General features: G+C 47.5%; 25 protein-coding genes and 1 pseudogene. 5 read left to right on the forward strand and 21 right to left on the reverse strand.

The features are described from left to right. Positions 1–120 precede the first annotated feature (120 nt). The 18 genes from rnc to CUS_RS01670 all read right to left on the reverse strand — a co-directional run bounded on the left by rnc (position 121) and on the right by CUS_RS01670 (position 16,081). A complete protein-coding gene (rnc, locus tag CUS_RS01585) occupies positions 121–819 on the reverse strand; it encodes a ribonuclease III (RefSeq protein WP_002847030.1) in 699 nt (232 codons plus the stop codon). Further along, on the reverse strand, positions 819–1,823 hold the full coding sequence (gene plsX / locus CUS_RS01590) for a phosphate acyltransferase PlsX (protein WP_002847089.1): 1,005 nt from the start codon (positions 1,821–1,823) through the stop codon (positions 819–821). The genes rnc and plsX overlap by 1 nt, the downstream gene beginning before the upstream one ends. Positions 1,824–1,943: 120 nt before the next feature. Further along, positions 1,944–2,705: a hypothetical protein gene (locus tag CUS_RS01595; protein ID WP_002847009.1), complete on the reverse strand. Its 762-nt coding sequence runs from the start codon at positions 2,703–2,705 to the stop codon at positions 1,944–1,946. Then, positions 2,705–3,370 (reverse strand): hypothetical protein, encoded by a 666-nt coding sequence (locus CUS_RS01600; RefSeq protein WP_002847145.1) that lies wholly within the window; start codon positions 3,368–3,370, stop codon positions 2,705–2,707. Before CUS_RS01600 ends, CUS_RS01595 begins: the two co-directional genes overlap by 1 nt. Positions 3,371–3,383: 13 nt before the next feature. After that, a complete protein-coding gene (locus CUS_RS01605; RefSeq protein ID WP_002847063.1) occupies positions 3,384–3,791 on the reverse strand; it encodes a hypothetical protein in 408 nt (135 codons plus the stop codon). Further along, positions 3,788–4,330, reverse strand: a complete 543-nt coding sequence (locus CUS_RS01610) for a Uma2 family endonuclease (protein ID WP_002847164.1) — start codon at positions 4,328–4,330, stop codon at positions 3,788–3,790. The genes CUS_RS01605 and CUS_RS01610 overlap by 4 nt, the downstream gene beginning before the upstream one ends. A gap of 3 nt (positions 4,331–4,333) precedes the next feature. After that, positions 4,334–5,662: a methylenetetrahydrofolate--tRNA-(uracil(54)-C(5))-methyltransferase (FADH(2)-oxidizing) TrmFO gene (gene trmFO, locus CUS_RS01615; RefSeq protein ID WP_002847051.1), complete on the reverse strand. Its 1,329-nt coding sequence runs from the start codon at positions 5,660–5,662 to the stop codon at positions 4,334–4,336. A gap of 71 nt (positions 5,663–5,733) precedes the next feature. Further along, on the reverse strand, positions 5,734–7,848 hold the full coding sequence (gene topA, locus CUS_RS01620; RefSeq protein WP_002847138.1) for a type I DNA topoisomerase: 2,115 nt from the start codon (positions 7,846–7,848) through the stop codon (positions 5,734–5,736). Between the two features lie 88 nt (positions 7,849–7,936). Then, entirely contained in the window at positions 7,937–9,049 is a 1,113-nt protein-coding gene (locus CUS_RS18410) for a DNA processing protein DprA (RefSeq protein ID WP_002846961.1), read from the reverse strand. Between the two features lies 1 nt (position 9,050). Beyond that, positions 9,051–9,863, reverse strand: coding sequence for a TrmH family RNA methyltransferase (locus CUS_RS01630; protein ID WP_002847012.1), 813 nt, complete (start codon positions 9,861–9,863; stop codon positions 9,051–9,053). A gap of 253 nt (positions 9,864–10,116) precedes the next feature. Next, positions 10,117–10,470 (reverse strand): 50S ribosomal protein L20, encoded by a 354-nt coding sequence (rplT, locus tag CUS_RS01635; RefSeq protein WP_002847137.1) that lies wholly within the window; start codon positions 10,468–10,470, stop codon positions 10,117–10,119. Between the two features lie 51 nt (positions 10,471–10,521). Continuing rightward, positions 10,522–10,722: a 50S ribosomal protein L35 gene (gene rpmI / locus CUS_RS01640; RefSeq protein WP_002847157.1), complete on the reverse strand. Its 201-nt coding sequence runs from the start codon at positions 10,720–10,722 to the stop codon at positions 10,522–10,524. 23 nt (positions 10,723–10,745) lie between these two features. Next, a complete protein-coding gene (gene infC, locus CUS_RS01645) occupies positions 10,746–11,270 on the reverse strand; it encodes a translation initiation factor IF-3 (protein ID WP_002847054.1) in 525 nt (174 codons plus the stop codon). A gap of 413 nt (positions 11,271–11,683) precedes the next feature. Further along, positions 11,684–12,820, reverse strand: coding sequence for an ABC transporter permease (locus tag CUS_RS01650; RefSeq protein ID WP_002847124.1), 1,137 nt, complete (start codon positions 12,818–12,820; stop codon positions 11,684–11,686). Then, positions 12,807–13,940 carry an ABC transporter permease gene (locus CUS_RS01655; RefSeq protein WP_002847025.1) on the reverse strand — a complete coding sequence of 378 codons (1,134 nt, stop codon included), beginning with the start codon at positions 13,938–13,940 and terminating at the stop codon, positions 12,807–12,809. Before CUS_RS01655 ends, CUS_RS01650 begins: the two co-directional genes overlap by 14 nt. Position 13,941: 1 nt before the next feature. After that, on the reverse strand, positions 13,942–14,892 hold the full coding sequence (locus tag CUS_RS01660; RefSeq protein WP_002846952.1) for an ABC transporter ATP-binding protein: 951 nt from the start codon (positions 14,890–14,892) through the stop codon (positions 13,942–13,944). Between the two features lie 284 nt (positions 14,893–15,176). After that, complete coding sequence (locus CUS_RS01665) at positions 15,177–15,629, reverse strand: hypothetical protein (protein ID WP_002847113.1); 453 nt, start codon at positions 15,627–15,629, stop codon at positions 15,177–15,179. A 107-nt stretch (positions 15,630–15,736) separates the two neighbouring features. Further along, a complete protein-coding gene (locus CUS_RS01670) occupies positions 15,737–16,081 on the reverse strand; it encodes a DUF4368 domain-containing protein (protein WP_037276006.1) in 345 nt (114 codons plus the stop codon). Between the two features lie 99 nt (positions 16,082–16,180). On the opposite strand from CUS_RS01670, the gene CUS_RS01675 reads away from it, so the two are divergent. Then, positions 16,181–16,486, forward strand: a complete 306-nt coding sequence (locus CUS_RS01675) for a hypothetical protein (RefSeq protein ID WP_002847132.1) — start codon at positions 16,181–16,183, stop codon at positions 16,484–16,486. 61 nt (positions 16,487–16,547) lie between these two features. On the opposite strand, the gene CUS_RS01680 is transcribed toward CUS_RS01675, so the two are convergent. Continuing rightward, positions 16,548–17,312, reverse strand: coding sequence for a hypothetical protein (locus tag CUS_RS01680; RefSeq protein ID WP_037276008.1), 765 nt, complete (start codon positions 17,310–17,312; stop codon positions 16,548–16,550). A gap of 418 nt (positions 17,313–17,730) precedes the next feature. Here CUS_RS01680 and CUS_RS01685 point away from each other — a divergent pair. Then, positions 17,731–18,603 (forward strand): annotated as a pseudogene (locus CUS_RS01685) (asparagine synthase-related protein); the annotation flags it as partial. 1,062 nt (positions 18,604–19,665) lie between these two features. Here CUS_RS01685 and CUS_RS01695 read toward each other — a convergent pair. Beyond that, positions 19,666–21,162: a relaxase/mobilization nuclease domain-containing protein gene (locus CUS_RS01695; protein ID WP_242831528.1), complete on the reverse strand. Its 1,497-nt coding sequence runs from the start codon at positions 21,160–21,162 to the stop codon at positions 19,666–19,668. After that, on the reverse strand, positions 21,057–21,728 hold the full coding sequence (locus tag CUS_RS20290; protein WP_002846967.1) for a plasmid mobilization protein: 672 nt from the start codon (positions 21,726–21,728) through the stop codon (positions 21,057–21,059). Before CUS_RS20290 ends, CUS_RS01695 begins: the two co-directional genes overlap by 106 nt. 130 nt (positions 21,729–21,858) lie before the next feature. Between CUS_RS20290 and CUS_RS01705 the strand changes: the two genes are divergently transcribed. The 3 genes from CUS_RS01705 to CUS_RS01715 all read left to right on the forward strand — a co-directional run bounded on the left by CUS_RS01705 (position 21,859) and on the right by CUS_RS01715 (position 23,936). Beyond that, positions 21,859–22,083, forward strand: a complete 225-nt coding sequence (locus CUS_RS01705) for a hypothetical protein (RefSeq protein WP_037276013.1) — start codon at positions 21,859–21,861, stop codon at positions 22,081–22,083. 100 nt (positions 22,084–22,183) lie between these two features. Beyond that, positions 22,184–23,152 (forward strand): alpha/beta hydrolase, encoded by a 969-nt coding sequence (locus CUS_RS01710; protein ID WP_100084504.1) that lies wholly within the window; start codon positions 22,184–22,186, stop codon positions 23,150–23,152. 262 nt (positions 23,153–23,414) lie between these two features. After that, positions 23,415–23,936 carry an AAA family ATPase gene (locus CUS_RS01715; RefSeq protein ID WP_002847129.1) on the forward strand — a complete coding sequence of 174 codons (522 nt, stop codon included), beginning with the start codon at positions 23,415–23,417 and terminating at the stop codon, positions 23,934–23,936. Positions 23,937–24,194: the final 258 nt, after the last annotated feature.

The raw sequence follows: 24,194 nt of genomic DNA on the forward strand, positions 1-24,194 counted from the left end.
TAACAGGCTTTGTCTGCCCGTTAAAGTGAGCCGTTCTGACAAAGTGAGCAAGCTGTTCTCTTATAGGGACTGCCTCCCCGCCCGCCCACCCGCAGGACTTTGCACCTTGAACTGTATATCTCAGACTTTTATGCCCATAAGGTCAAGGGCTTCTTTAGCGGCGTTCTGCTCGGCGCTCTTTTTAGACCTGCCTACGCCCTCACCGATGACATTGCTGTTGAGTTTCACCTGTACGGTAAACCGCTTGTCATGGTCGGGACCTTCCTCGCCCTTGAGAAAATACTCTATCTTCTCTTCGGGATTGCGCTGTATGACTTCCTGCAATACCGTCTTGTAGTCGTGGAAAGTTTCGGTGTGCGCAGGATTTATGTCCTTCGGCAGGAAGCCCATTATATGCTTTCTTGCCGCTTCCAGACCGCCGTCAAGGTATATCGCCGCTATGACGGCTTCCATCGCATCGGATACTATCGAAGCCCTCTCACGGCCGCCTGTCAGTTCTTCGCCCTTGCCGAGAAATATGTACTTGCCCAGTTCAAACTTGTGAGAAAATTCAAACAGCGCTTTTTCACACACCAGCGATGCCCTCAGCTTTGTCAGTTCGCCCTCAGGCAGATGCTTGAAATGCTCGAAAATATAGTCGGATACCACTATCGAAAGCACCGAGTCGCCCAGAAATTCAAGCCTTTCGTTGCTGTGACGCTGTTTTTTGTTCTCGTTGGCAAAACTCGAATGCGACAGCGCTTCGTAAAGCAGTCTGTCATTCTTGAAGCTGTAGCCTATCCGCTTCTGGAATTCCGCCAGATTTTTCTCCTCGTCCATCAGCCGTTCTCCTTTTTCATCTGTTCAAGTGCGGCAGTTATGGTGTCGATAACGCCTGTTTCGGTGAACTGCTTTGCCTGCCTTACCGCATTGTAGAAAGCCTTAGCATCAGAACTGCCGTGTGCCTTGATGACAGGCTTTGCAGTACCCAGCAGAGGTGCGCCGCCGTACTCGGAATAATCCACTTTTTTCTTGAAATTGTTGATATCTTTCATCACCATCACAGCCGCCAGCTTTGACTTGGTACTGCTTTTGAAGATGCTTTTCAGTTCGCCCGAAAAGAACTTGCCCATGCCCTCGTACAGTTTCAGCATAAGATTTCCGCAGAAGCCGTCTGCCACACAAACATCGCAGTCGCCCAGCGGAAGCTGTCTTGCTTCGATATTGCCCACGAAGTTGACAGGTGCGGTCTTTAACTGCTTGTAAGTTTCCAGTTCAAGTTCTCTGCCCTTTGACTCCTCAGCGCCGATGTTTGCCAGCGCGACTCTCGGCTTGTCAACGTTCAGTATCTTGTTCATGTAAGCACTGCCCATTATACCGAACTGCACCAGCATTTCGGGTCGGCAGTCGGCATTAGCGCCGCTGTCAAGCAGCATTGTAGGCTTGCCCGCAGTAGGCAGGACTGTTGCCAGCGCGGGTCTTTTTATGCCCTTTATCCTCTTGACGATGAATGTAGCGCCGACCACCAGCGCACCTGTAGAACCTGCCGACACGAAAGCATCTCCCTCGCCGTCTGCAAGCATCTGCATACCGACAGCCATCGAGCAGTCTTTTTTGCCCTTGATGACTTCGGTAGGCTCTTCACATATCTCTATTACAGTATCGGCGTGCTTTATTTTCAGCGCTGAGATATCAAGGCTGTTCTTCTTAGCACAATCCTTTATTTTCTTCTCATCACCGACCAGCGTTATATCAACGCCGAAATCTCTCTGCGCATCAACTGCGCCTTTTATTACTTCCAGCGGAGCATTATCCCCGCCGAATGCGTCCATTACAATATTCATTTCAAACTCCTATCTTAAATGGGGGCTGACCACGTTCATGCGCTGTGATCTAAAACACTTTCTTCCAAAAACGCGGCGAACTTTCGCCCATGTCAATAATTATGAATTGTGAATTATGAATTAAAATTCTATCATATCTTTAAAGGCATCGGTTATCTCGATGTCTGTGCTGTCTTCGTAACTGCTGACAAGTATCAGTGTTCTGTCGCTTTCTATGCTGATAAGGATACCATCTGCGCTGTAGAGATAAGTATGATCTTTCTCACCATCGCTGAATATCTCTTCTATAGTGCCGTCGGAATAGCTGTCAGACGACACAAATTCCATATCCTGCGGTCTGCCCATCAGCAGTTCAGCGAACATCGTTTTATCGGACTCGCCCATATCCTGCACATAGCTGTATTTTTCAGCACCGTCTTCGCGCGAGTACAGCTTGCCCTCATATACAAGAAGTTCTTTCTCGACACCGCCTTCAGCCGTGACAGTTGACATGTGTACTATCTCGCCGTTTCCTCCGCCGTAAATTCTTTCGACCTCTTTCATGCCCTCATCGCCATCAGTCACATACTGCACAAATTCCAAGCCGAATTCAAGGTCGCTCAGACTGCCTGCGAATGCTTCTGTCAGACTGCCCTCATATGCTGCCGCAAGTTCAGGCTCTTCCTCTTTTGGGGCTTCTGTTTCGGAAGATACGTTTTCTTCCGCTTTGCTCTCATTATCATCTTCCGCCGCCGACTCTGTTTTCTCTGCCGCAGATGTGACTTTTGTTACCGCGCCGCCCGCAACAGGTCCTTCGCTGATGTCACTTTTTTCTTCGCCGCAAGCCGCCAGACAGACGCACATTACTGCCGCCAGCATGACTGTAACTATTTTCTTTTCCATTATTGCTGTCCTTTCTCTATCTCTGATTTGAGCGCATCGGGCAGTGTGACCTCACCGATGCCCTCGACATATTCCATGACTTCGTAGTGTATCCCGTTCGCTTCGTAGCTTTTCAGCTGACCGCCCGCACCGTAGTTGAACAAATACTCCATGCTCTCGGAATTTCCGTATATCCGCTCGGTATCACCGTCAGCGCCGCCGAATTTATCAGCATCGTCCACAAAAAGGCAGTGGAAAGCACACTCTCTCACATGTTCGTTAAAATATTCGTCTTTGCCGATACAAACGGGCTTATCACTGCCCTCGCTGATAACAGACCATATATTTCCGCCGACAATGTACATCTCGGCGGTCAGCTTGCCCTCAGAATCCTTGTAGGCATCGCGCATCACATCACCGCAGACCTCGATCTCTTCGATGACCTCATTGCCGCCCGACTGCTGTGAGCGCAGTTTCATCGAAAAATCGTGCTTGTCTATCCTTGCAAGGAATGCCGCAGTCTGACTGCCCGCATAGCCGCCGTCATCGTCAGGCTGAACTTGTGTCTGCACCTCAGCCGTCTGACTTTCAGCCGTCACTTCACTGCTGTCTGTCACCTCAACGCTCAGCGAACAGCCTGTCAGCACAATGCAGAATGCCAGCACTGCTATTGTCTTAAATCTCATATTTTTCTCCTGTTCAGCGGAAACCGCCGCGTTTTTGTCTGATGATGTACAATGCCGCGCTTACTGTCATACCTATCAGCGAAAGCAGTACACACCACTTTATGCAGGTCGGCACTGTAACATGCAGCACTGTGCCGTTCTCCCAGAAGAACTTCTTTTTCAGTTCAAACAGCACATACGCGCCGTACCATGCAAAAGCAAGCACCGCACCTGTTATGCAGTGTGCCATGAAGTTCCTGAAAATGGCAAGCGGTTCGTCCTTTATGCTGAAACTGATGTATTCTATCAGTACTGCCGCCCTTATGCCCAGCCATATCCACATTGTACTCTCGTCCCTGACGATACTGACAGTCAGCAGTATCAGCACTGCCAGCCTGAAGAACGAGCGCAGGAATTCTATCTTGAAGTCTTCTCTGCTCATAACATATTCTCGACTGTTATTGTCAGTTCGCCGCCGTATATGCCGACAGGTATAGCCTGCTCAAATGTGTAGATATTGATAGATGTATTATCGCCAAAAATATACACCAGCACACGTTCGCTCTCAGGGTCTATTATCCAGTATTCACGAACATTATGGTTCTTGTACAGTTCAAGTTTTCTCACCGTATCGTCACGGCGGTTCGTCGATATAACTTCGACCACCATGTCAGGAGCGCCGTACATTCGTTTTTCATCGACTTTATCAGGCTCACACACCACGAAAACATCGGGCTGTACCACGTTGCTGTCATCAAGCACCACATCAAAAGGTGCTATGTATGGCTCACATTTGCCGCCCTTAGACTCTATATAATTCAATATTTTGTTGAACACTCTGCCAACTATTCTCTGATGAGTCCTTCCGGGTGCAGCCTGCGAAACTATCTCACCGCCTATCAATTCAAGCATCTCATTCATTTCGGGAACTCTCTCAAAAAATTCCTTTGCTGTTATCTTTTCACCTTTGGGCATCGGCATAGCTCAGACCTCCTCAATTTCGGCTATCAGCTTATCAAGATCTGCAAGACCGCGTTCTGCCAGCAGTTTATATTTCAGCTTCTTATCCTTGACCCGCTCGTCCCATTCGGGCAGTATGCCCATATTACAGCCCATCGGCTGGAAATTCTCTGTATCGGGCGAACTGATATACTTGCTGAGCGCACCCAGCATGGTAGTCGCGGGCAGGCTTACGGGCGCAAGACCGCGCATCTGCCTTGCAAGGCTGAGTCCCGCGAAGATGCCGCTCGCCGCGCTTTCGATGTAGCCCTCAACGCCTGTCATCTGCCCTGCGAAGTAAAGTTCGGGGCGCTGGCGCATGTTGAACTGCTCATTCAGCAGTTTGGGCGAATTTATGAAAGTGTTGCGGTGCATCACGCCGTAGCGCATGAACTCTGCATTTTCAAGTCCGGGTATCATCGAAAATACCCGCTTCTGCTCACCGAATTTCAGATTAGTCTGAAATCCCACCAGATTGTACATACTGCCCGCCGTATTCTCAGCCCTCAGCTGTACCACAGCCCACGGGCGCTTACCTGTTCGGGGGTCGGTCAGACCCACAGGTTTCAGCGGACCGAACCTCAGCGTATCCTCGCCGCGCTTTGCCAGCACTTCAACTGGCATACAGCCCTCGTAGACCTTGAAGCCGTCCTTTGCGAAATGCTCTTTGTCATGCTCTTTAAGAGGTGCGCTCTCGGCTGATACCAGCGCGTTGTAGAACGCTTCGTACTCCTCCTTGTTCATGGGGCAGTTGATGTAATCGGCATCGCCCCTGCCGTAGCGCGATGCGAAAAACGCCTTTTCCATATCAAGGCTCTCAAAGGTGACTATCGGCGCGGCGGCATCGTGGAAATACAGGTATTCGCCGCATATCCCGCCGATGCTCTCTGCAAGGCTGTCAGAAGTCAGCGGACCCGTCGCGATGACAGCATAGCCGTCGGGCACTTCCGTCACCTCGTCCTCGATGACGGTTATCAGCTTGTTCTGACGTATCCGCTCGGTCACGGCATCGGAAAATTTCTCCCTGTCCACCGCCAGCGCACCGCCTGCCGAAACTCTCGCCAATTCTGCGCACTCCATCGTCACCGAACCCAGTCTGCGCATCTCCTCTTTCAACATTCCTGCCGCCGACTCTATCCTGTCGGCTTTCAGCGAATTTGAGCAGACCAGTTCTGCAAATCCCTTATATTTGTGTGCGGGGGTGAACTTCTTCGGTTTCATTTCGTAAAGTTCGACCTCTATGCCCGCATTCGCCAGCTGAACAGCGGCTTCACAGCCCGCCAGCCCCGCACCTATTACTTTTGCTTTTTCCATATTTATATTTCCTCAGGGCATCATGCCCTGCTCTGAGTATCCGTATATCTTACAAGATCGCGGTCACACCGTCACTCTGCATTATCAGTGCCTTCGGTGTTCTCACCCGAAAGGTTCCGCTGATAGCCGCAGTCGGGCTTATGGCAGATAAGAATGCCGTTCTTGCCGCCTTTCTGGAAGAGCGTACTGCCGCATCTGGGGCATTTTTCCTCTGTGGGTATGTCCCATGTCATGAAACTGCATTCGGGATTGTTCTCACAGCCGTAGTACTTCTTGCCCTTTTTGGACTTTTTCAGCAGTACCCTTTTGCCGCAGAACGGGCAGTCGCCGCCTGTTTCCATCACTATACGCTTGGTGTTCTTGCAGTCAGGGAAGCCCGAACATGCCATGAACTTACCGAAACGCCCTATCTTTATTACCATCGGCTTGCCGCAAAGTTCGCATATTTCGTCTGTGGCTTCATCGGGGACTTTGACGCGCTTGCCCTCCATCTCCTTTTCAGCTTCGGTCAGTTCCTTATCGAACTCCTTGTAGAACTTCTGCAAGGTCTTGACCCAGCCCGTCTTGCCGCTTTCAACGTCATCAAGGCTTTTTTCCATGTTCGCTGTGAACTTCACATCGACTATCTTATCGAAATGCTCACTCATCAGTTCATTTGTGACCTCACCAAGACTGGTAGGTTTTAGTTGTTTGCCGTCACGTTCAACATAGTTTCGGTTGATTATGGTGGTGACGGTGGTAACATAAGTCGAAGGTCTGCCGATGCCTGTTTCTTCAAACGCCTTTACCAGCGTAGCTTCGGTATATCTCGGGGGCGGCTGGGTGAAATGCTGATTGCCCAGTATCTCCTTAGGGTCGAGTTTATCGCCCTTTACCAGCGGCGGAAGAACATTCTTCTTCTCCTCTTCCTCGTCCTTTGACTCTTCATACAGCACCGTGAAGCCGTCAAACTTGACCGAATAGCCTGTTGCCTTGAACATAACGCCCTTAGCTTCTATATCCACCGACATCGTATCCAGCGTACAGCCTGCCATCTGCGATGCTATGAACCTTTCCCATATCAGCTTATACAGCTTATACTGGTCATTGGTCACGCCGCTCGCCTTGACAAGATCGGGCGTTATGGCGGGATTTGTGGGTCTTATGGCTTCGTGAGCGTCCTGCGCACTGCCTTTCGTCTTGTAAACTCTCGGCTTGTCGGGCACATAGTTCTCGCCGTACTTCTCCTTGATGAAATCGTAAGCCGCCGCCCTCGCTTCATCGGATATACGCAGGCTGTCGGTTCTCATGTAAGTGATAAGACCTGTAGCGCCCATACCGTTGACCTCAAGACCTTCATAAAGTTCCTGAGCGGCTTTCATCGTTCTTCTGCCCTGAAAGCCCAGCCTTCTCGATGCTTCCTGCTGTAGGGTCGATGTAGTGAAAGGTGCGGCAGGATTTTTCTTGCGCACGCTCTTCTTCACGTTGCTTACAACGAACTCAGCACCCTCCAGCCTTGCAAGCACCGCATCAGCATCAGCCTTGCATTTAAGTTCGGGCTTTGCGCCGTCAACGGTATCTACCTTAGCCGCAAACGGCTTCTTGCTTGACTTTGCGGTGAACTGCGCATCTATCGACCAGTATTCCTGCGATACGAAAGCCCTTATCTCGTTCTCTCTGTCGCATATCATCTTCACAGCCACCGACTGCACGCGCCCCGCACTCAGCCCGCGCCTTATCTTTCTCCACAGGAAAGGTGACAGCTTGTAGCCCACTATCCTGTCCAGTATGCGCCTTGCCTGCTGTGCATTCACAAGATCCATATCTATCGTGCGGGGACTGCTCATGCCCGCATCTATACCGCTCTTGGTTATCTCATTGAAAGTCACGCGGTTTTTGTCGTTCATATCAAGCCCCAGCAGTTGTGCCAGATGCCAGCTTATGGCTTCTCCTTCGCGGTCGGGGTCGCCTGCGAGATAGACATGGTCGCTGGCTTTAGCCTTTTTCTTTATCTCTTTGATAAGGCTCTCCTTATCCTTTATGTTTATATACTGCGGCTCAAAATCATTCTCTATATCAACGCCCAGCTTGGATTTCGGCAGATCTCTCAGGTGACCCATCGATGCTACCACCTCATAATCTCCGCTGAGATATCTTTTCACAGTTTTCGCCTTGTGGGGCGACTCTACAATTACCAGATCAGACAAATCATTCTCTCCGTTTCTTACCCAATGGTATTGATTTCTGTATTTTATACCCGCACTATCGGGTCATATATCATGTTCTTACGCACTGTCACGACACGACATATCTTCTGCCGGGCAGTGACTTCACCATGCCGTCTATCTCCAGCGATGTCAGCGCCGCCATGACTTCTGCCATGCCCATGCCGCACTTTGCCGCCAGTTCGTCAACATGCAGTTCGCCGTGTTCGTTCAGTTCAGCGAATATCCTGCCCTCACTGCTGTCGGCATCAATGGCGGGAGTTTTCTTGGCAGGAGATCTTTTTGCCGCACTCTTACCAGCCGCACCGTCAGCCGCGCTGTGACTTTTCACATTGCCCAGTGCATGACTGCTCTCAGCTATCACGCCGTTATCAGCCATCACCCGAACCGCATCGCCGCCATCGAAAAGCGGTATACAGCCGTTTCTCAGCAAGTCACGCTGACCGAAATACTCTTTCGCATACAGCAGATGCGGCGGGACTGCCAGCACAGGTCTGCCCAGCTTTTCAGCCTGTTTCGCGTTATCAAGCCCCTTGCTGTCAGCGGCAGCCTGCGTGAATAACACCGCGCCGCTGAGCGCCACCGCCAGTCGGTTGCGCCGCCTGAAATCGGGTCTTGCCTTGCTGTCGGGCGGTCTTACGCTCACAAGCAGACCGCTCTTCGCCACCCTTTCCGCCAGACTGCGGTCTTTCGGGTAACTGCCGTTCAGTGCGGCAGGCACTACGGATATCAATTTTCCGCCGTTATCGAGCACCGCCTCCGCCGTCAGCGCATCTGCGCCCTCAGCCAGCCCGCATGATACAGCGAAACCTCTCAGCACCAGTTCACGGCACAGCACGCTGATAAGCGATGCGGTGTACCTTGTGGGCTGACGAGTGCCTACCATATGTACCGCTGTCATGCTGTTCATAAGGCTGACATTGCCCATGCAGAACAGCACCGCAGGCGCATCGTCCAGCGTTCTCAGACTTTCGGGATAGTCCTCATCATCTATGCAGACCACCCGCTGCCCCATCTCTTCGGCGCGGCATATCATCGCCCGCACCTCATCGGGACTCAGACCCTTTCCGTTATCATGTTCTCTATCAAAGACCTCCGCAGGGTCGCCGTCCTTGCCGATATGCTCCCATATCTCCCCGCCGAAAGTCTGCTGTAACCAAAGCCAGCCGACCGTTTTATCCAAGTCAGTCACCCCGCCTTGTCATTTCCCAGAGGAATATCGTCGCCGCCGTTGCCGCATTCAGCGAGTCGATATGTCCGTACATCTTTATCGTCACCCTGTCACTGCACATTTCCACATGTTCCTGTGACAGACCTCTGCCCTCGTTGCCGATGACCACCGCGCAGCCGCCGCCGAAGTCGAACTGTTTTATCTCAGTTCCCCCGTCAATAACAGCCGCCGCAGTGCGTATGCCCTTTTTGCCGAGCATTTCCGTCACCGCCTCGAAGTCCTTTTCTACGAATATATCCACTCTCGGCATGCTGCCCACCGCCGAGCGAACCGTCTTCGGGTTATAGAGGTCAACGCAGTTGCCTGACAGCACCACGCCGTCAAGCCCCACCGCATCAGCTGTACGTATCATAGTCCCCAGATTGCCTGGATCCTGTAATTCGTCCAGCACCAGATACTTGCCGCCCGCTTTCAGCCCATCAGCCGAAAGCGCCTTATCCAGCCTTTTCGCCGTAACGAAAACGCCCTGACAGCTGTCTGTATCGCTTATCCTGTCGGCTATTTCCCGCGTTATCACAAAGCGTCTGCTGTCGGGTATCTTCTCCAGCACCTCACCGAAGCCCTCTGCACTGTCGAAGGCGTTTTCGGTATAGTACACCCCATCAACTTTCAGCAGCCCGTCATGTTCCACGTCATCACGCACCGCATCGACACAGCCGCGCAGACCTTCTATGACGAAAAGCCCTGTTTCGCGCCGATATTTGCGGCTCACATACAGCTTTGCAAGCTGTTTTATCTTCGGGTTATCCTTTGATGTTATGACCAACCAAACTCACCTCTCCTATAGCGATCCAACTATTTAAATTCACAAGATCCGGTCGCAAAAGCTCGGACTTATGGGTTTTGTGACCGGATCTTGTCTGAATTTCAAGGCGGATCGTCATAGTGATATTACATGAATTTTCAATGCAATTTCGTAACAATTTATACAAATATTACAAAACATTTACACATGCTTTCCGCCCTCATTATAGAACAAAACACGCATGGCCGCGAACGACCTGCGTGTTCATCTCATATTAAAGAGCAGCCTTAGCCTTCTCAACGATAGCAGTGAAACCAGCAGGGTCGCTGATAGCTATCTCGGAAAGCATCTTTCTGTTCAGGTTGATGCCTGCCTTGTTAACGCCGTTCATGAAGCTGGAGTAGTTGATGCCGTTCATCTTGCATGCAGCGGAGATTCTTGTGATCCAGAGTCTTCTGAAATCTCTCTTCTTCTGCTTTCTGCCGATGTAAGCATACTGACCGCTCTTCATAACAGCCTGCTTAGCCATCTTAAAATGCTTGCTCTTCGCACCGAAGTAGCCCTTAGCGAGCTTCAGTGTCTTATTTCTTCTCTTACGAGTCATCATTGCTCCCTTAACACGAGCCATAGTTATTACCTCCTAGTATTAAACCAAAATTTTACTTCCCTACAACTCGTCTTACTTCTTGTAAGGGATCAGTGCCTTTACGTTTGCTATGTTGGTATCGTCAGCGTAAGCAGCGTTTCTCAGAATTCTCTTTCTCTTGTGATCCTTCTGGTTCAGTCTGTGCCTCTTGTTTACGTGCTGGAACTTTACCTTACCTGTACCTGTTACTCTGAAACGCTTCTTAGCGCCCGAATGTGTCTTGATCTTAGGCATTTGATTTATCCTCCTTAGTATTATTACTTGCCTGCCTTAGGCGCAACGAACATTACAAGGCTGCGCCCCTCCATTTTAGAGGGCTTATCAACAATTCCCACCTCAGAAACAGCCTCCTTGAACTTCACCAGCAGTTCTTCACCGAACTGTGGGTGCGCTACGGTACGCTTGCGGAATCTTACTGAAACTTTCAGCTTGTCGCCGCCCTTGAGGAACTTTATTGCCTGATTGACTTTGGTATCAAAATCATGGGTGTCGATGGTCGAGGACATTCTGATCTCCTTGATCTCGATGACCTTCTGATTTTTTCTTGCCTCTTTCTCGCGCTTCTGCTGCTCGAAGAGGAACTTGCCGTAATCCATGATCCTGCACACGGGCGGTGTCGCCTGCGGCGCGATCTTTACCAGATCCAGATCCTTCTCAAATGCGATCTTCAGCGCTTCTTCTGCGCTGATTATACCGAGCTGTGTTCCGTCAACGTCGATGACCCTGAGTTCCTTATCTCTGATCTCCTCGTTGAGCTGATGTTCCTTGCTGCTAATAGTCAAGCACCTCCAAAATAAAAATTAAACGGGCACAGAAAACTCCGTACCCGTGATGACATCAAAATAACACGACACTGCTGTGCCGCATGTTATGTTCACTGTTGACCCCTACGCTGCCAAACGGCGCTCAAGGTGAGAACGGAAGAGTTCTGCTTTGTTTACCCAAATAGTATATCACTTTTCTTTCCCTTTGTCAAGGGGTTTTACGCATTTTTTCAAAAATTTATGTGGTTATCCCTTTAGCACACCAACTAAAAATGCGGTAAACAAAAGGATAATTGAGCACCATACGCCAAGAACCTTAAGTTCTGTATAGCCGCTGTTTTTGTGGTGTGTCAGCGGGATAACCACAAAAATTTATGTTGTCTTTTTCTTTTGCCGTCTGCACGACATTTTTTTCTGTATTATTTTCCCTCTCAGTCGTCTGCCCTTACTTTCAGCTTGAATATCATCAGCGCCACCGCCGCCAGCGCTATGCAGAAGCCTGCTTCCACACCGATGCACTCAGCCACCTTATCAGCACTGTACAGTTCCGCACCTGTCAGCATATCGTTGGCTTTTGTGTACCAGTACATCGGCATGAACCTGCCCACTGCCAGCACACTGTCACTCAGCATCGACTGCGGCACGAAAACACCACACATGAAACTCATCGCAAGCCCCACCACGTTGCTGACTATATTTATAGTCTGTTCCGTATTTATCAGCAGCGACACTATGACAGCCACCAGTGCCGAAGCCACTGCGAAAACTCCGCTGTTGAGCACCTGCACCCAGCCTTTTCCGTCAAAGCCGCCCCGCACCAAAGCACCCAGCACCATGAACAGCACCCACACTGCCATCACGAATGTCACACTGCCTGCCACAAGCTGACCGCCGTATGAAACAGGGCTGATGGCGGAGCAATTCGTGCGGAAGCGGACTTCTTTTTTGTTTATCGCCACCATCACCGCCGAAAGGGTATACATCATGACCGATATTAATATGAACGGCAGATATCTGAAAAATCCGCCGCCGCTTTCAAGTCCGTTCATCTTACCCGAATCTGCCGAGACCATTTTCACTTCGGTGTCGATATCCATTGCTTCTTCCGCGCTTTTCAGCGCCGCAGACATATCATCGCCCGCTATGACAGCCGCCCTGACACAGCCCACATATTCACCCAGAAAGTTCTCCATGTAAGCCGCACCGTAGTTCTCGTGGACATATTCTTCGGTAAACAGGTCGTCGGTATCGCCCGCCGCCAGCTTTTGTGCATAGCCCTCATTGACAGTCAGCGAAAAGCTGATATGGTTGAAGTACAGCGCATCATTTTTTGACATTTTCGGCTCAATCACCCTGCACCTTTTACCGATGTACTCCGTCAATGCTTTGCTCTCGGCAGTGTTGTCGTTATCTGTTATCACAATGCTTACCTTGCTTTCCTCAAAGGTCATCTCTCCGTCGCCTTTTGCTGTGAAAGCCAGACAAAGCACCATGAACAGCACCACATATATCATCGCCACAGGCATTTTCTTCTTTAGTATCTGCATGAACAGCTTAAAGACCTGCATATTTTTTCCTCCTTGTGAAGATGAAGCCCACCGCCGTGAACAGCACTGTCATCACCAGCATCGTCACCATTTTGCCGATAAAGCGGTCATAGCCCGCATCGAGATTTAAATAGTAGAAACTGTCGCAGACCACCGCCGTAGGGTTAAGAGCGTTCACTAGGGGCGCTTTCTCCATGATATCGGGCTTTATGTCAGCTATCATCAGACCGCTCAGGAAACTTCCTCCCAGCGATATGACCATAGCGACGGCATTTTTCTTTTCGTAGCTTTCTTTTACCAGCGAGCCTATCATAAAGCCCATCGAAGTTCCCATTATGCCGCCCATCATCGCCGCCAGATAGACAAATCCCAGCCTGCTCCCGAAATCAACTTTCAGCACAAAAGCCAGAAAGCTGACACTTATCGCTGTACACATCATGCCTGTCAGCCAGCACCCTGCAAGCACAGCCAGCGTGCTTATCAGCTTAGGTGTGGGCGAACAGCCCTTTCTTGCGCCCAGCGGCGACTGGTCTGCCTGATTTTGCATGACAACGTTCAGCCCCGTCACCGAACTGCAAGCCGCCACCATAGCCAGCAGGTTGAAAAAGTACGTGATGTACGGGTCACTGACACCATCGGTCAGCCGAACCTTTTTCACTGTTTTCAGGTCGTCCTTCAAAGCGGCTGTCAGCGCGGGAAGTTTCATCGGGTCTTTCTCCAGCGTGTCCTTTATCAGCTTTTCCTCAGTCAGGTATCTGTCGGTGAACGCTTTGAGTATCGTGGTATCCATGCCGTTTGATGCCACAGTCAGCCCCAGTGTTCCGTCCTTTGTTATCACGCCCGCGACCTTGCCGTCTTTCAGCAGTTTTTCAGCTTCTTCGGCACTGTCGGCATAAGTGACTTTCAGCAGAGCGTCCTTGCCCTTCGACACCGATCTTATGACCTCTTTGAATATATCATCTTTTTGCGTCTGCACTATCGCAGTCGGTATGGGGCTGAACTTTATGTCATTCTCATAAATATCCGAGAACGCCGCCTTGAACAGCGAACCGAGCGCCATCGGGAAGAGTATCAGCCACATTATAAAGTGCCTGTCACGCAAAGTCGTAAGCAGGTTGTATCTGAATTCGTTAAAGAACATGTCAGTCCTCCTTATCTCTCAGCGCCTTGCCTGTTATTTCAAGGAAAACATCATTCAGCGTTGGCTGTACTGTTGTGACCTGACCAATATGCAGGTCATGCTTTTGCAGTACTTCCAGTACCCTTATCAGGTTGTGCCTGCCGCCCGAACATGCCGCCGTCAGTATACCGTCTGTGTATTCCGCACTGTAGATGTGGCTCAGTGCGCCTATCTCGTTCAGCACCTCATCGGGAAGTTCTCTCAATGCCACGTTTATCGTTTCGGTGTTCTTGGTCATGGCTTTAAGTTCTTCCTTAGTTCCCTCAGCTATCTTCCTGCCCCTGTCCATTATGGCTATGCGCGTGCATATCTGCTCGACCTCTTCCATGTAGTGGGAGGTGTATATGACCGTTGCTCCGTTTCGGTTCAGTTCTTCTATGCCTTCAAGTATCTTGTTCCTGCTCTGGGGGTCAACTGCCACTGTCGGCTCGTCAAGGATTATCAGCTTTGGCTTGTGGGCTATGCCGCAGGCGATGTTCAGCCTTCTCAGCAGACCGCCCGACAGCTTTTTCGGTCTGAATTTGCGGAAATCCTCCAGTCCCACGAACTTTATCGCTTCTTCGACGCACTGCCGCTTCTTCTGCTTGTCGGTGATGTACAGTCCACAGAAATAGTCGATGTTCTCCTGCACAGTCAGTTCCTCAAAGACCGCCACGTTCTGCATTATAACGCCGATATCCTTTTTGATGTCGTATGCTGTGGGCGACATCTCCCTGCCGAATATCCGTATACTGCCCTTGTCATAACTCAGCAGTGACAGCAGACAGTTTATAGTGGTGGTCTTTCCAGAACCGTTTGGTCCCAGCAGACCGAACACTTCGCCCTCCTTTATCTCCAGCGTAAGATGGTCAAGCGCCGTAAGTTCGCCGTACCTTTTTACAAGACCCTCTATCTCAACAACATTCTCAGCCATTTGATTACCTCCGTATGACCCACGATGTGTGCGGCTTTGCGCCGCCGTTCTTTTCATTGTATACATTATAACACGCCCCCGCCCGAAGCGGTAGTGCCGCAGGTCACTTTATGATGTGACAAATGTAATTTTTCACAGCGGATATGTCACAGCACCTCTCAGATGACCACAATAAAAAAGCCCCGCGCCCGTAAGACAGATACCTATATAGAAGTTTTGCCCCTGAGTGTTACAAAGCACTCAGGGGCATTGTGAATATTTATGTTGCTAAGCTAAACCAGAATTTACCAACCGATTTCTGCTGCGATTTTATCTCCTTCTTCAAGCAGATAAATCTTTATCCCATGCAATAAGGCTTTTTCATTTTTCGTAAAAAACGCATCCATGGATTCTGATATTTCATCAATAGCAGCTGAATCAGGCGAATCACTGTATACAAGCGGCATTAGCGTTGTGATACACTTTTGAAAGCAATCATAGGCACTGTCGCCAAGATACGTTTTGACTACTCTGCCTAAGTCAGATAGGGAATCTATAGTCCTATATTCAAATTCAAAAAACTGATACATTCCGTCTTCTATTCCGCAGGTATACCAGTTATAAAGGTCTGTAAAAAGCTTTGCATTTGGACTCGTATGCCGATATGTTTCTGAAAAGACAGCAATAAAGATTTCTTCTGCATCAAGGTATTCTTTTTCAAGTAGGTCTTCTTTATAATCGTTCCAAATTGAATTCATAGATGAATTCCCCCTAAATTCCGATTTTTGTTAGTAACAATTATAACACAGCATTGAAGGTCTGTCAATAGAAACGCCATACTTGTAATGTCAATAGGGAACAAACTCTAATCGAAGTGAACCTCACCGATGCCGATGAAGAAAATGCGGATTTTACGCACTTTTTTGCGGAATTTTCTCTCCCCCGTGTATTCACCGACTTCGATATGTTCAATAAAATCTCTGAGAACCTCAGAAGTGACCTCTGAAATTGTGTCGTACTTGTTAACGCTTGTTCCTAACACTGCACTCTTACTGGTCTTTTTCTTGATATTCTGTAATGTTAGGAACAAGTTTTCAAGCTCAGTGTTGAGTTCGGACTTCTCGGTACGATACTTTTCGGAGAACGTACAGAACATATCACCGTCTATCTCACCTCTGATCTTCGACTCAAACAATCCCTGGACATACACATCAATTTCCGAAAGGCGTGATTTGATCTGCTCAATCCTCGCTTAGAGGAGGTTGTTAGTGAGTACGCTAAAGCAAATAGATATAATTTTGAGATACTCATGAATGTTAAGGTTTCAAGTATCAAATCTAGTGGAGTATATGCACATGAATTAGATTGTGTTATCTCCGTTGACGATAAATGCTTTGCGTTTGAAATGAAAAGCGGTCATTTTGATGACTATCTCATGCTGTATAATACTCGTAAGGAGCTTCATTTTGTTCCTGACAGATACCTTCTTCTTTCTACAAACCTTGAGGAGGAAGCAGCATCAACCTTACAGTATTTCTATGAGTTTTACATTACCGGAATGCGTGGATTTAAGAGTCGTCTCGTCGAAATGCTTGACAAGGCATTCACGAACTAAAACTAAAGTTCACTTAGAAACGGCTTGTTTACATAACGTTGAATTTCGGATCAAGATTTCCTTATTCCAACCCCGTTTTTTTATCCTGAGCCATTGTTTTCTTAGGTGCAGACTTCTTCTTAGCCACCCTTGCGGCTTCACGCTTTAACTGCGCTCTCTGGAAGTAGCAAGTCTGTTCACGCTTCGGAACATTTTTCTTTGCTTCTATCGCCGCCAGATTAAGTGCCGTAGTCAGCGTTTCGAGTCTTTCCGACTTACTTTCAAGCTCTGCCTGCTGCGGAAAAGGAGCTGAAACTATCTTCTTCGCTTCTTCGTAGTCCACTCTCAACTTTGAGAGATTAGTCTTCACCTGATCTATACGGCGGTCAATATTATACAGCCCTGCTTCGATACGGCTGAGATTATGGGCAAAACTGCTTATCAGCTTCGCCGTATGTGTGTATTCGCCCTTCATTGTGGCAGTCATACCGCCGCCCATCGCAGGGCTGTGTACAGTAATAGACAGCGGAAAGCCCTGAAACTCTCCGACCTTGACAGGGGTATCAGCTATCCTTATTGAAAGCGCCGTTTCTTCAAGAGCCTTTGCCGCTTCTTTTCTGTCCGTGTACTCCACATCGCCGATTTTTATCTTGAATACGGGGAGCTTTGTCTCGGGATCAATCGGCAGAGCTTTTAATGCCTTGCGGTCAGCCTGCAAATTGGCAAGAGCCGTTGTAAGCTGTTCTTCTTTCATCGGGAAAGCCTTTATCTTATCCTGCATCTCATAAACCGTATTGTCATACTCGGCGGCAAGCGTTTTAAGTTCCTTGACCCCGTTATCGAGCATGAGCTTCTCCTTGTTACACTTCACTTTAGGACACATATCCAGAGCGGACCTTATATCGGAAATTATAGGTAATAATCATAAGAGCCTGATTTCGATGTAGAATCAGGCTCTTTCTATTTAGTCGATTGACTTTATAGGGTAAATTCTGGTATAATGCCCCAAAAAGTGATAAAGTTCCTATTCAATTTAAGTTATAATTATGGTTTGTATGTTAAGAATATATATATCATACATTTTCAACTTTATATTTGTAAATAGTAATTGTAAGTTTTTACGAAGTTTTTAAAACTATACACAATATCATTGACATTTCAGCTTTTAAATGATAATATAATTTAAAACAAGGACGTTTTAGCAGATTATTTGTCTGCTGGAACGTCTTTTTTTATTATTTATCAAACGTTGGAGGAATACAGAAATGTGTACGATAATGTGTTACTGCGGCATCAGCGGCGGTACAGGAAAAGTTATGGAGGGTCTGAAGACTACAATCTCACGAGGTCCTGACGATCAAAGGATAGTAAAGATACCCGACGGTATTCTCGGCTTTCAGCGCCTGTCTATAATGGGACTTACTCCCGAGGGAATGCAGCCTTTTGAACTTGATGGAGATTTTGCAGTATGTAACGGCGAGATATATGGTTTCCGAAAGCTCAGGGACAAGCTCATTGATATGGGTTATATTTTCAGAAGCGACAGCGACTGCGAAATACTTCTTCCTCTATATAGAGAATACGGCACGGATATGTTCTCACTGCTCGATGCTGAATTTGCCTGTGTTATATATGATAGTGATGAGCATCAATTCATAGCCGCAAGAGACCCGATAGGCATACGTCCGCTGTATTACGGAAAGTCCGACGATGGCACAATGGTGTTTGCCAGCGAGCCTAAAAACCTTGTAAAGATATGTAAAAAGATCACGCCCTTTCCTCCGGGACATTATTATAAAAACGGAGAATTCCACTGCTACTGCAATATCACATCTGTTGACAAAGTTATCAGTGATGATATGGACACAGTATGCAGAAATATCCACGATAAACTGGTGGCAGGCGTTGAAAAGCGTCTTGACTCTGATGCAAAAGTCGGATTTTTACTATCCGGCGGTCTTGACTCGTCCCTTGTATGTTCTATAGCACAGAAAAAAAGTGACAAACCCATAAAGACCTTCGCTATCGGCATGAACACGGACGCTATCGACCTGAAATATGCTAAACAGGTGGCTGACTATATCGGAAGCGATCATACAGAGATCATTATCACAAAAGATGATGTGATTTCTGCTATCATATCCCGCCTGTGAAGCCTTTTTCTGTTCATCGACCTTCATAGCTTCAACAGCCGTCAGTTTCTTCTTAACGAATTTAAGTGCATCTATCTGGTCTAACGGCTCAACATGAAGATTGATACAGAATAAATTCTGCATTTCCAGAAAGTCTTTCAGTATCTCGTCCGACAGTTCGCCGGCAAGGATATTCAGTCCCCAAACCGCACCGTAAGCATTGCCGATCTCAAAGTCAGCCTTATTGAACTTCAGCGACGGCGGACAGATAAAGTCCTTTGTGTCCATTCCGGCTTTCAGCATACTGTCCCAATCGAAGATAAAATGCTGACTGCGGAAAGGATTGAGCGCATAATAAAGTGCTTCAAGCCTTGCTCTGCCGTCAAGAACCTCCGCTTCAACACCAAAAGCCTTAAAGCCCTTGATAACGTCATTCTTGATAGACATGAGCTTTGCTCTTGCCGCCTTGTATGAAGTGCTTTCGATACCGAAAGTGAGAAACTTCCTCGCACTCTGACCGTTTGAGCCTGTCATAAGCTTGTCGGTCAGCATTTTGCTGTACTCCGAGCGAATATCGTTGAAGTCATCGTCCTGCTCGGGAATCTGAATAGTCTTTATCAGCTTGTCCTTTGAGCGATTCTGATTCTCAAAGGTCAGCTGAAACTTGATCGTATTATCGAAAAGGTTGATAATATCGCAGTATTTTGAAAAAATGTTGTTCTGTTCATCAAACTCCGCAATGCTGTAATTGGCATCGTAAAACTGTACTGTCAAAGAATAAAAATTCTCCGACACCTGACAAACTCCGTCACGGAACATACACAGGAAAGGGATCGTATTCTGCACCGTGGCATTGCTGCCGTTTTCTTTCTTTATCTCAGCCATTCTTGCGGATAAAAGTTTTTTGTCCTCTTTGGTAAGCTGTGAGGCAGGCTTGCCCATGATAACAGCCGATTTGGACTTGTTATCACTTATCTTGGCATCTTTCTTTCTAAAGCCCATTGGTAAACCTCCGTTATATCAAAGCGGAGGACACCGAAAGTATACTATTATATATAGAGAGCTGTATCAGCCTTTTCTTTCGGCATCTCTCAGCTTTTTTCGTATCTTCATATATTCGATGTGCCGTTCAAAGCTCACGAATACGTTTGTTGTTCTGTTCCACTTCGATTTCAGCTTGTTGGACTTCTCCAAAAGGTCAAGCATTGTCGGCAGTTTACCGTCAACAGCATACCTCTTGATATGCTCCTTGATGTATTTGGTTGTTGCTTCGTAGTCCTCGATAGTGGCGGCATTTTTCTTCTTGAAGCGGCTCTGCGACCAGCCTGATTTGCCCTGATACTCCTTGTAAACAGGCTCCAGCTCGTCACGGTGCTTCATCTTTTCAATGAGCGTATCGATAGCCGTAAACTTCTTTCTCAGATCGGCAAGCTCAGTTGTGTGGTCATCAGCGTGTGGAGTGTTAAAGAAAAATCCTGACAGCTCGCTGAATGACATAATACCGCCCGATTCAAGATCTGCGATAATTTCATCGGCTCTGCCCATACCTCTGATAGCTTTCCACGAATCTTCTTTTTCAGGTGATTTACTCTCGGTAAGTGTGGGTTGTGGTGTCGGGGCAGATGGTTCAGGCTTCGGCTCGGTGGGCTTGGTAGCAGTTGTGTTAAGCATATCAAGCTGTGCCTGCCGTCTTGCTCGTCGGGCTGCAAAGAACTTCTCAACCTGTTCCGCAGCAGCTTTTCTTTTTGCGGTTTCACTGGTTTCCGTGATAGTTTCAGGCTCGGCAGATTGTTTCGGCTTTGTCGGTGCGGTGACTGTCTGTGTCGGCTTCGGCGGTTCGATAAGCATATCGGGAGTGACATTTGCCGCTGACAGCTTTTCTTGAATCTCCGCTATCTGCTCGGTGATGCTTTCGACGGTGAAGCTCTCGCCCAGCGTTTCGGCTCTTGTGAACCTCTGCTGACCGTCACCTGATAAACGGAATTTCAGCTTGACCTTATTGCTCGGCTTGTAAACATATTCGATACCGCACTCCGAACATTTTTCAAGAAAATCCTTAAAGTCACGGCTGTAAAGCATGACCTCTGCAATCTTAACACGGAGCTTATCTTTCCATGACTTACCCTCTTTTTGCATATCACGCTCAAAGTGAGATACACCGTGTCCCTTTTCAGGCTCGGAGATAACTGAAATGCCGTGTTCTTTGCATAGCTCGTCCGAAATAGCCCGTAACTGCGCCCATGACCTGTCCTTGACCTTGCCTTGATTGTGTTCGTAGGTAAAACTAAGTCCGTTGTAGAGGTTTGTGTTGTTAAAAATGATGTGACAGTGCAAATGCTGTTTATCATTATGAACCGCAAGCACATATTGGTAGTTGCCTTGCAAGAAACGGTCGCACAATTCCTCTCCGATTTGCAAGGCTTGTTCGGGTGTCACTTCATCAGGAGCGAAACTCTGGACTATGTGGTGTGCGAGGATTTGTGTTCGCCCTGTTCCGCCTTCTCTGACTGCTCGGAAGTCGGCGGCAGCACCGATGCTGTCGGCTCGGCAGGCATAAGACTGCACATATAAGCTGTTGACGGTCTTATCTCCGTTTGTGATATATCGGAGAGCCGCCCCGTCTGTTGCCTTGATTGAATGGATAGAAGTGTATGCCAAATTTCATTAACCCCTCTCTTTATCTCGTCAATATCCTCGGCATAGATTCGCCCTGTGCTGTAAAGCCGAACAAGTATTTGATTGATGTTGCTCCCGATGCGTTTCATAAGACGGTTACACTCCGATATATCGGTGGTGTCGGGAACGAGATCAACCCTCGCCCTAACGCAGTCACGGATATACTCCGTTTTGTTTTTATAGCCGTACTGCTCGCACTTGGAAAGAATATCCTGCATTTCCGATTCCGTAAAGCGTACATTCAGCGTATAAGACTTCTTTTCTTTCCTACGTTTCAGGTACTTGCGTTCATCGTCGGAAAGCTCGTCCTCGGACTTGTGTGCAAGGGTATCGTCAAGCTCGGCTCTGACCTCTTGGTCCAGAGCATTGTTGATAGCTCCCTCGTAGGTCATGCCCTCGAACTCCATAACCTTGCGCTTGGGTGGTCTGCCACGCTTCTTTTTCTCAGTTTTCATAGTGGTGTCTCCTTTGTTTTCATTTCGGCGTAAGCCGATTTTTTTATGACCGCTGTGCGGTCATTTCGGGGCTTGGGGTGTCCCCAACAAGCATTGGTGGAATTTCGCTCGCTGTGCGGCGCATTCCACTATGCTTGTTATTTTTGTTGCGCTGTTGCGCGTTTTTTCGCCTGAGCTTTTCTCTCTGCTCAGGCTTTCGCTGTTCCGTCAGCGAATTGGAGCTGTGCGACTTTCATTCTCTCTGCCGTCTTTCGGCGGTATCATCATTGTAAACTGGCTCGGCGCAATTATTGCGCAGTCTGGGCGGCAGTTTGATGAAAGTGGGGGTTGCTTTTTCGGTTGCGGTGTGGTATAATGTAGAAGTTAGGACAAGCATTCGGCTTGCTCGTATAAATCAGAATCTACTGTGTTTACTGAACAGATGTATTTCAGTTTAAATAAGGAGCTTATATTCGATGAAAAAAACAAGATCAAAAAAGAAAACCGCAATGATTGTTTTTTTGAGTGTTATCGTATTTTTGCTCATAGGCTGGTGGGCGTTTTGTGTGATGATGTATAATGAGAATTTTAATGTTCGTGGTGACAGCTACGAACCGCTAAAGCTCAGAACAGAGGATTTCGATTCGTTGGAGTGTAAGGAATATTCCTTTTCCTCTGACAAAGGGCAGAAGCTGGCAGGCTATCTTTACAGTGTTGGCAGCGATCAGCACGGAATCGTGGTCATTGCTCACGGATTCGGAGGCGGGCATAATTCCTATATGGACGCTGCATATTTTTTTGCTGAAAACGGCTATTACGTATTTGCCTACGATGCTACCGGTTGTGATAAAAGCGAAGGTGAGGGTGTAGGCGGTGTTCCGCAGGGTGTGATCGATCTTGACCATGCGATCTCCTTTGTTGAAGATAATAATGATATCCCTGAGCTTCCGATAGTGCTTTTCGGTCATAGCTGGGGTGGATATTGTGTATGTAATGTTCTGAATTACCACTCCGAGGTCAAAGCTGTTATCGAATGTTCGGGCTTTAACAGTTCGTCCGATATGTTTGAATCAGGAGGTAAGTCTCAGGCAGGAGATGTGATCTATGCGATGACACCGTTTATCAAGATCCATGAACGTTTCAAGTATGGTAAATATGCTTCAAGCACTGCGATGGACGGTTTTGAGAAAACAGATGCATCAATACTGATTTTACATAGTGCAGATGATAATGTGATAGGTATTGAATATGGATACGATAAATATTATGAGAAATACAGGGATGACCCACGTTTTACCTTCATAAGATTTGAGGACAGAGGGCATAATGAAGTATTCAACGATCCGGACAACACATACAAAGATGAGTTTAATGCCGAATTTGACAAATGGCTCGGATCGCTTGATTACGACTACAATGCCGAAGAGAATGCTCATGTACGGTAAGGAAGCAAGCAACCGAAAACAAGAGATAGACCGCCAGCACTACACTATTCCGAACCAAAGACCAAAAAATAAGCATTGTGGGAAAATCTAAACTTTTGGATTTTCCTACAATGCCGACTACGGCGGAATCCCTCCCACTCCTTATACCTTTCTTTCCGTATACATTGAATTTGTATTTAGTAACTGCTATAATGTCCCTATTCAAATTATAAATGTGTTGAATTAGTTACATGTACATATTTTTTGTACCGGAGGAAGTGAAATGAATCCAAAAATTTATCTCATTACAGGCTTAATGGCTTCTGGAAAATCTACAGTTTCCGATTTACTGGCAAAATCAATAGAAAAATGCGTCCATCTTCGTGGTGATGTGTTCCGAAAAATGATTATTTCAGGCAGAGAAAATATGTCAGCTACCCCATCAGCGGAAGCAGTCCGCCAGCTGTACCTTCGATACAAATTGACTGCTGATGCGGCAAAGTCATACTTTGACAACGGCTTTTCTGTAGTGATCCAAGATAACTACTACGGTGATGAATTAAACCGAATGATAAATTATCTGCATAAATACCCTGTTGAGGTTGTAGTTCTTTGTCCAGATGTGGAAACAATAAAAGAAAGGGAACGATACAGGGAGAAAACAGGCTATTCCGGCTTTACGGTCGAAACCTTATACGATACATTTATGCAGACAACACCACGGATCGGCTTTTGGCTGGACAATTCCAACCAAACACCACAGCAGACAGCAGAAACCATTCTGAACGCCAGGAAGCCGGTATGATTATTACATATAAGGGGAAGAAAAATTTCTTTTAGGTACTTGCTTTCCTAAAACTGATGTGATACAATGATTTAATCCAGAAAAGGAGTAAAAAATATGCGGCAAGGTATTCTTAAATAAAACTATAATCAAATAGTGGGAACAAAGGATTATGATAGCTCCTTTTGTAGGGGCTTAGTTTTTTGTACCCAATTTAAGAATACTTTTGCCTTATCAATTTTGACATATCCCCAAAAACAGCAATCACAAACAGGTGTA

This window comes from Hominimerdicola alba 8 (assembly GCF_000178155.2).
GTDB lineage: Bacteria > Bacillota > Clostridia > Oscillospirales > Ruminococcaceae > Hominimerdicola > Hominimerdicola alba_C.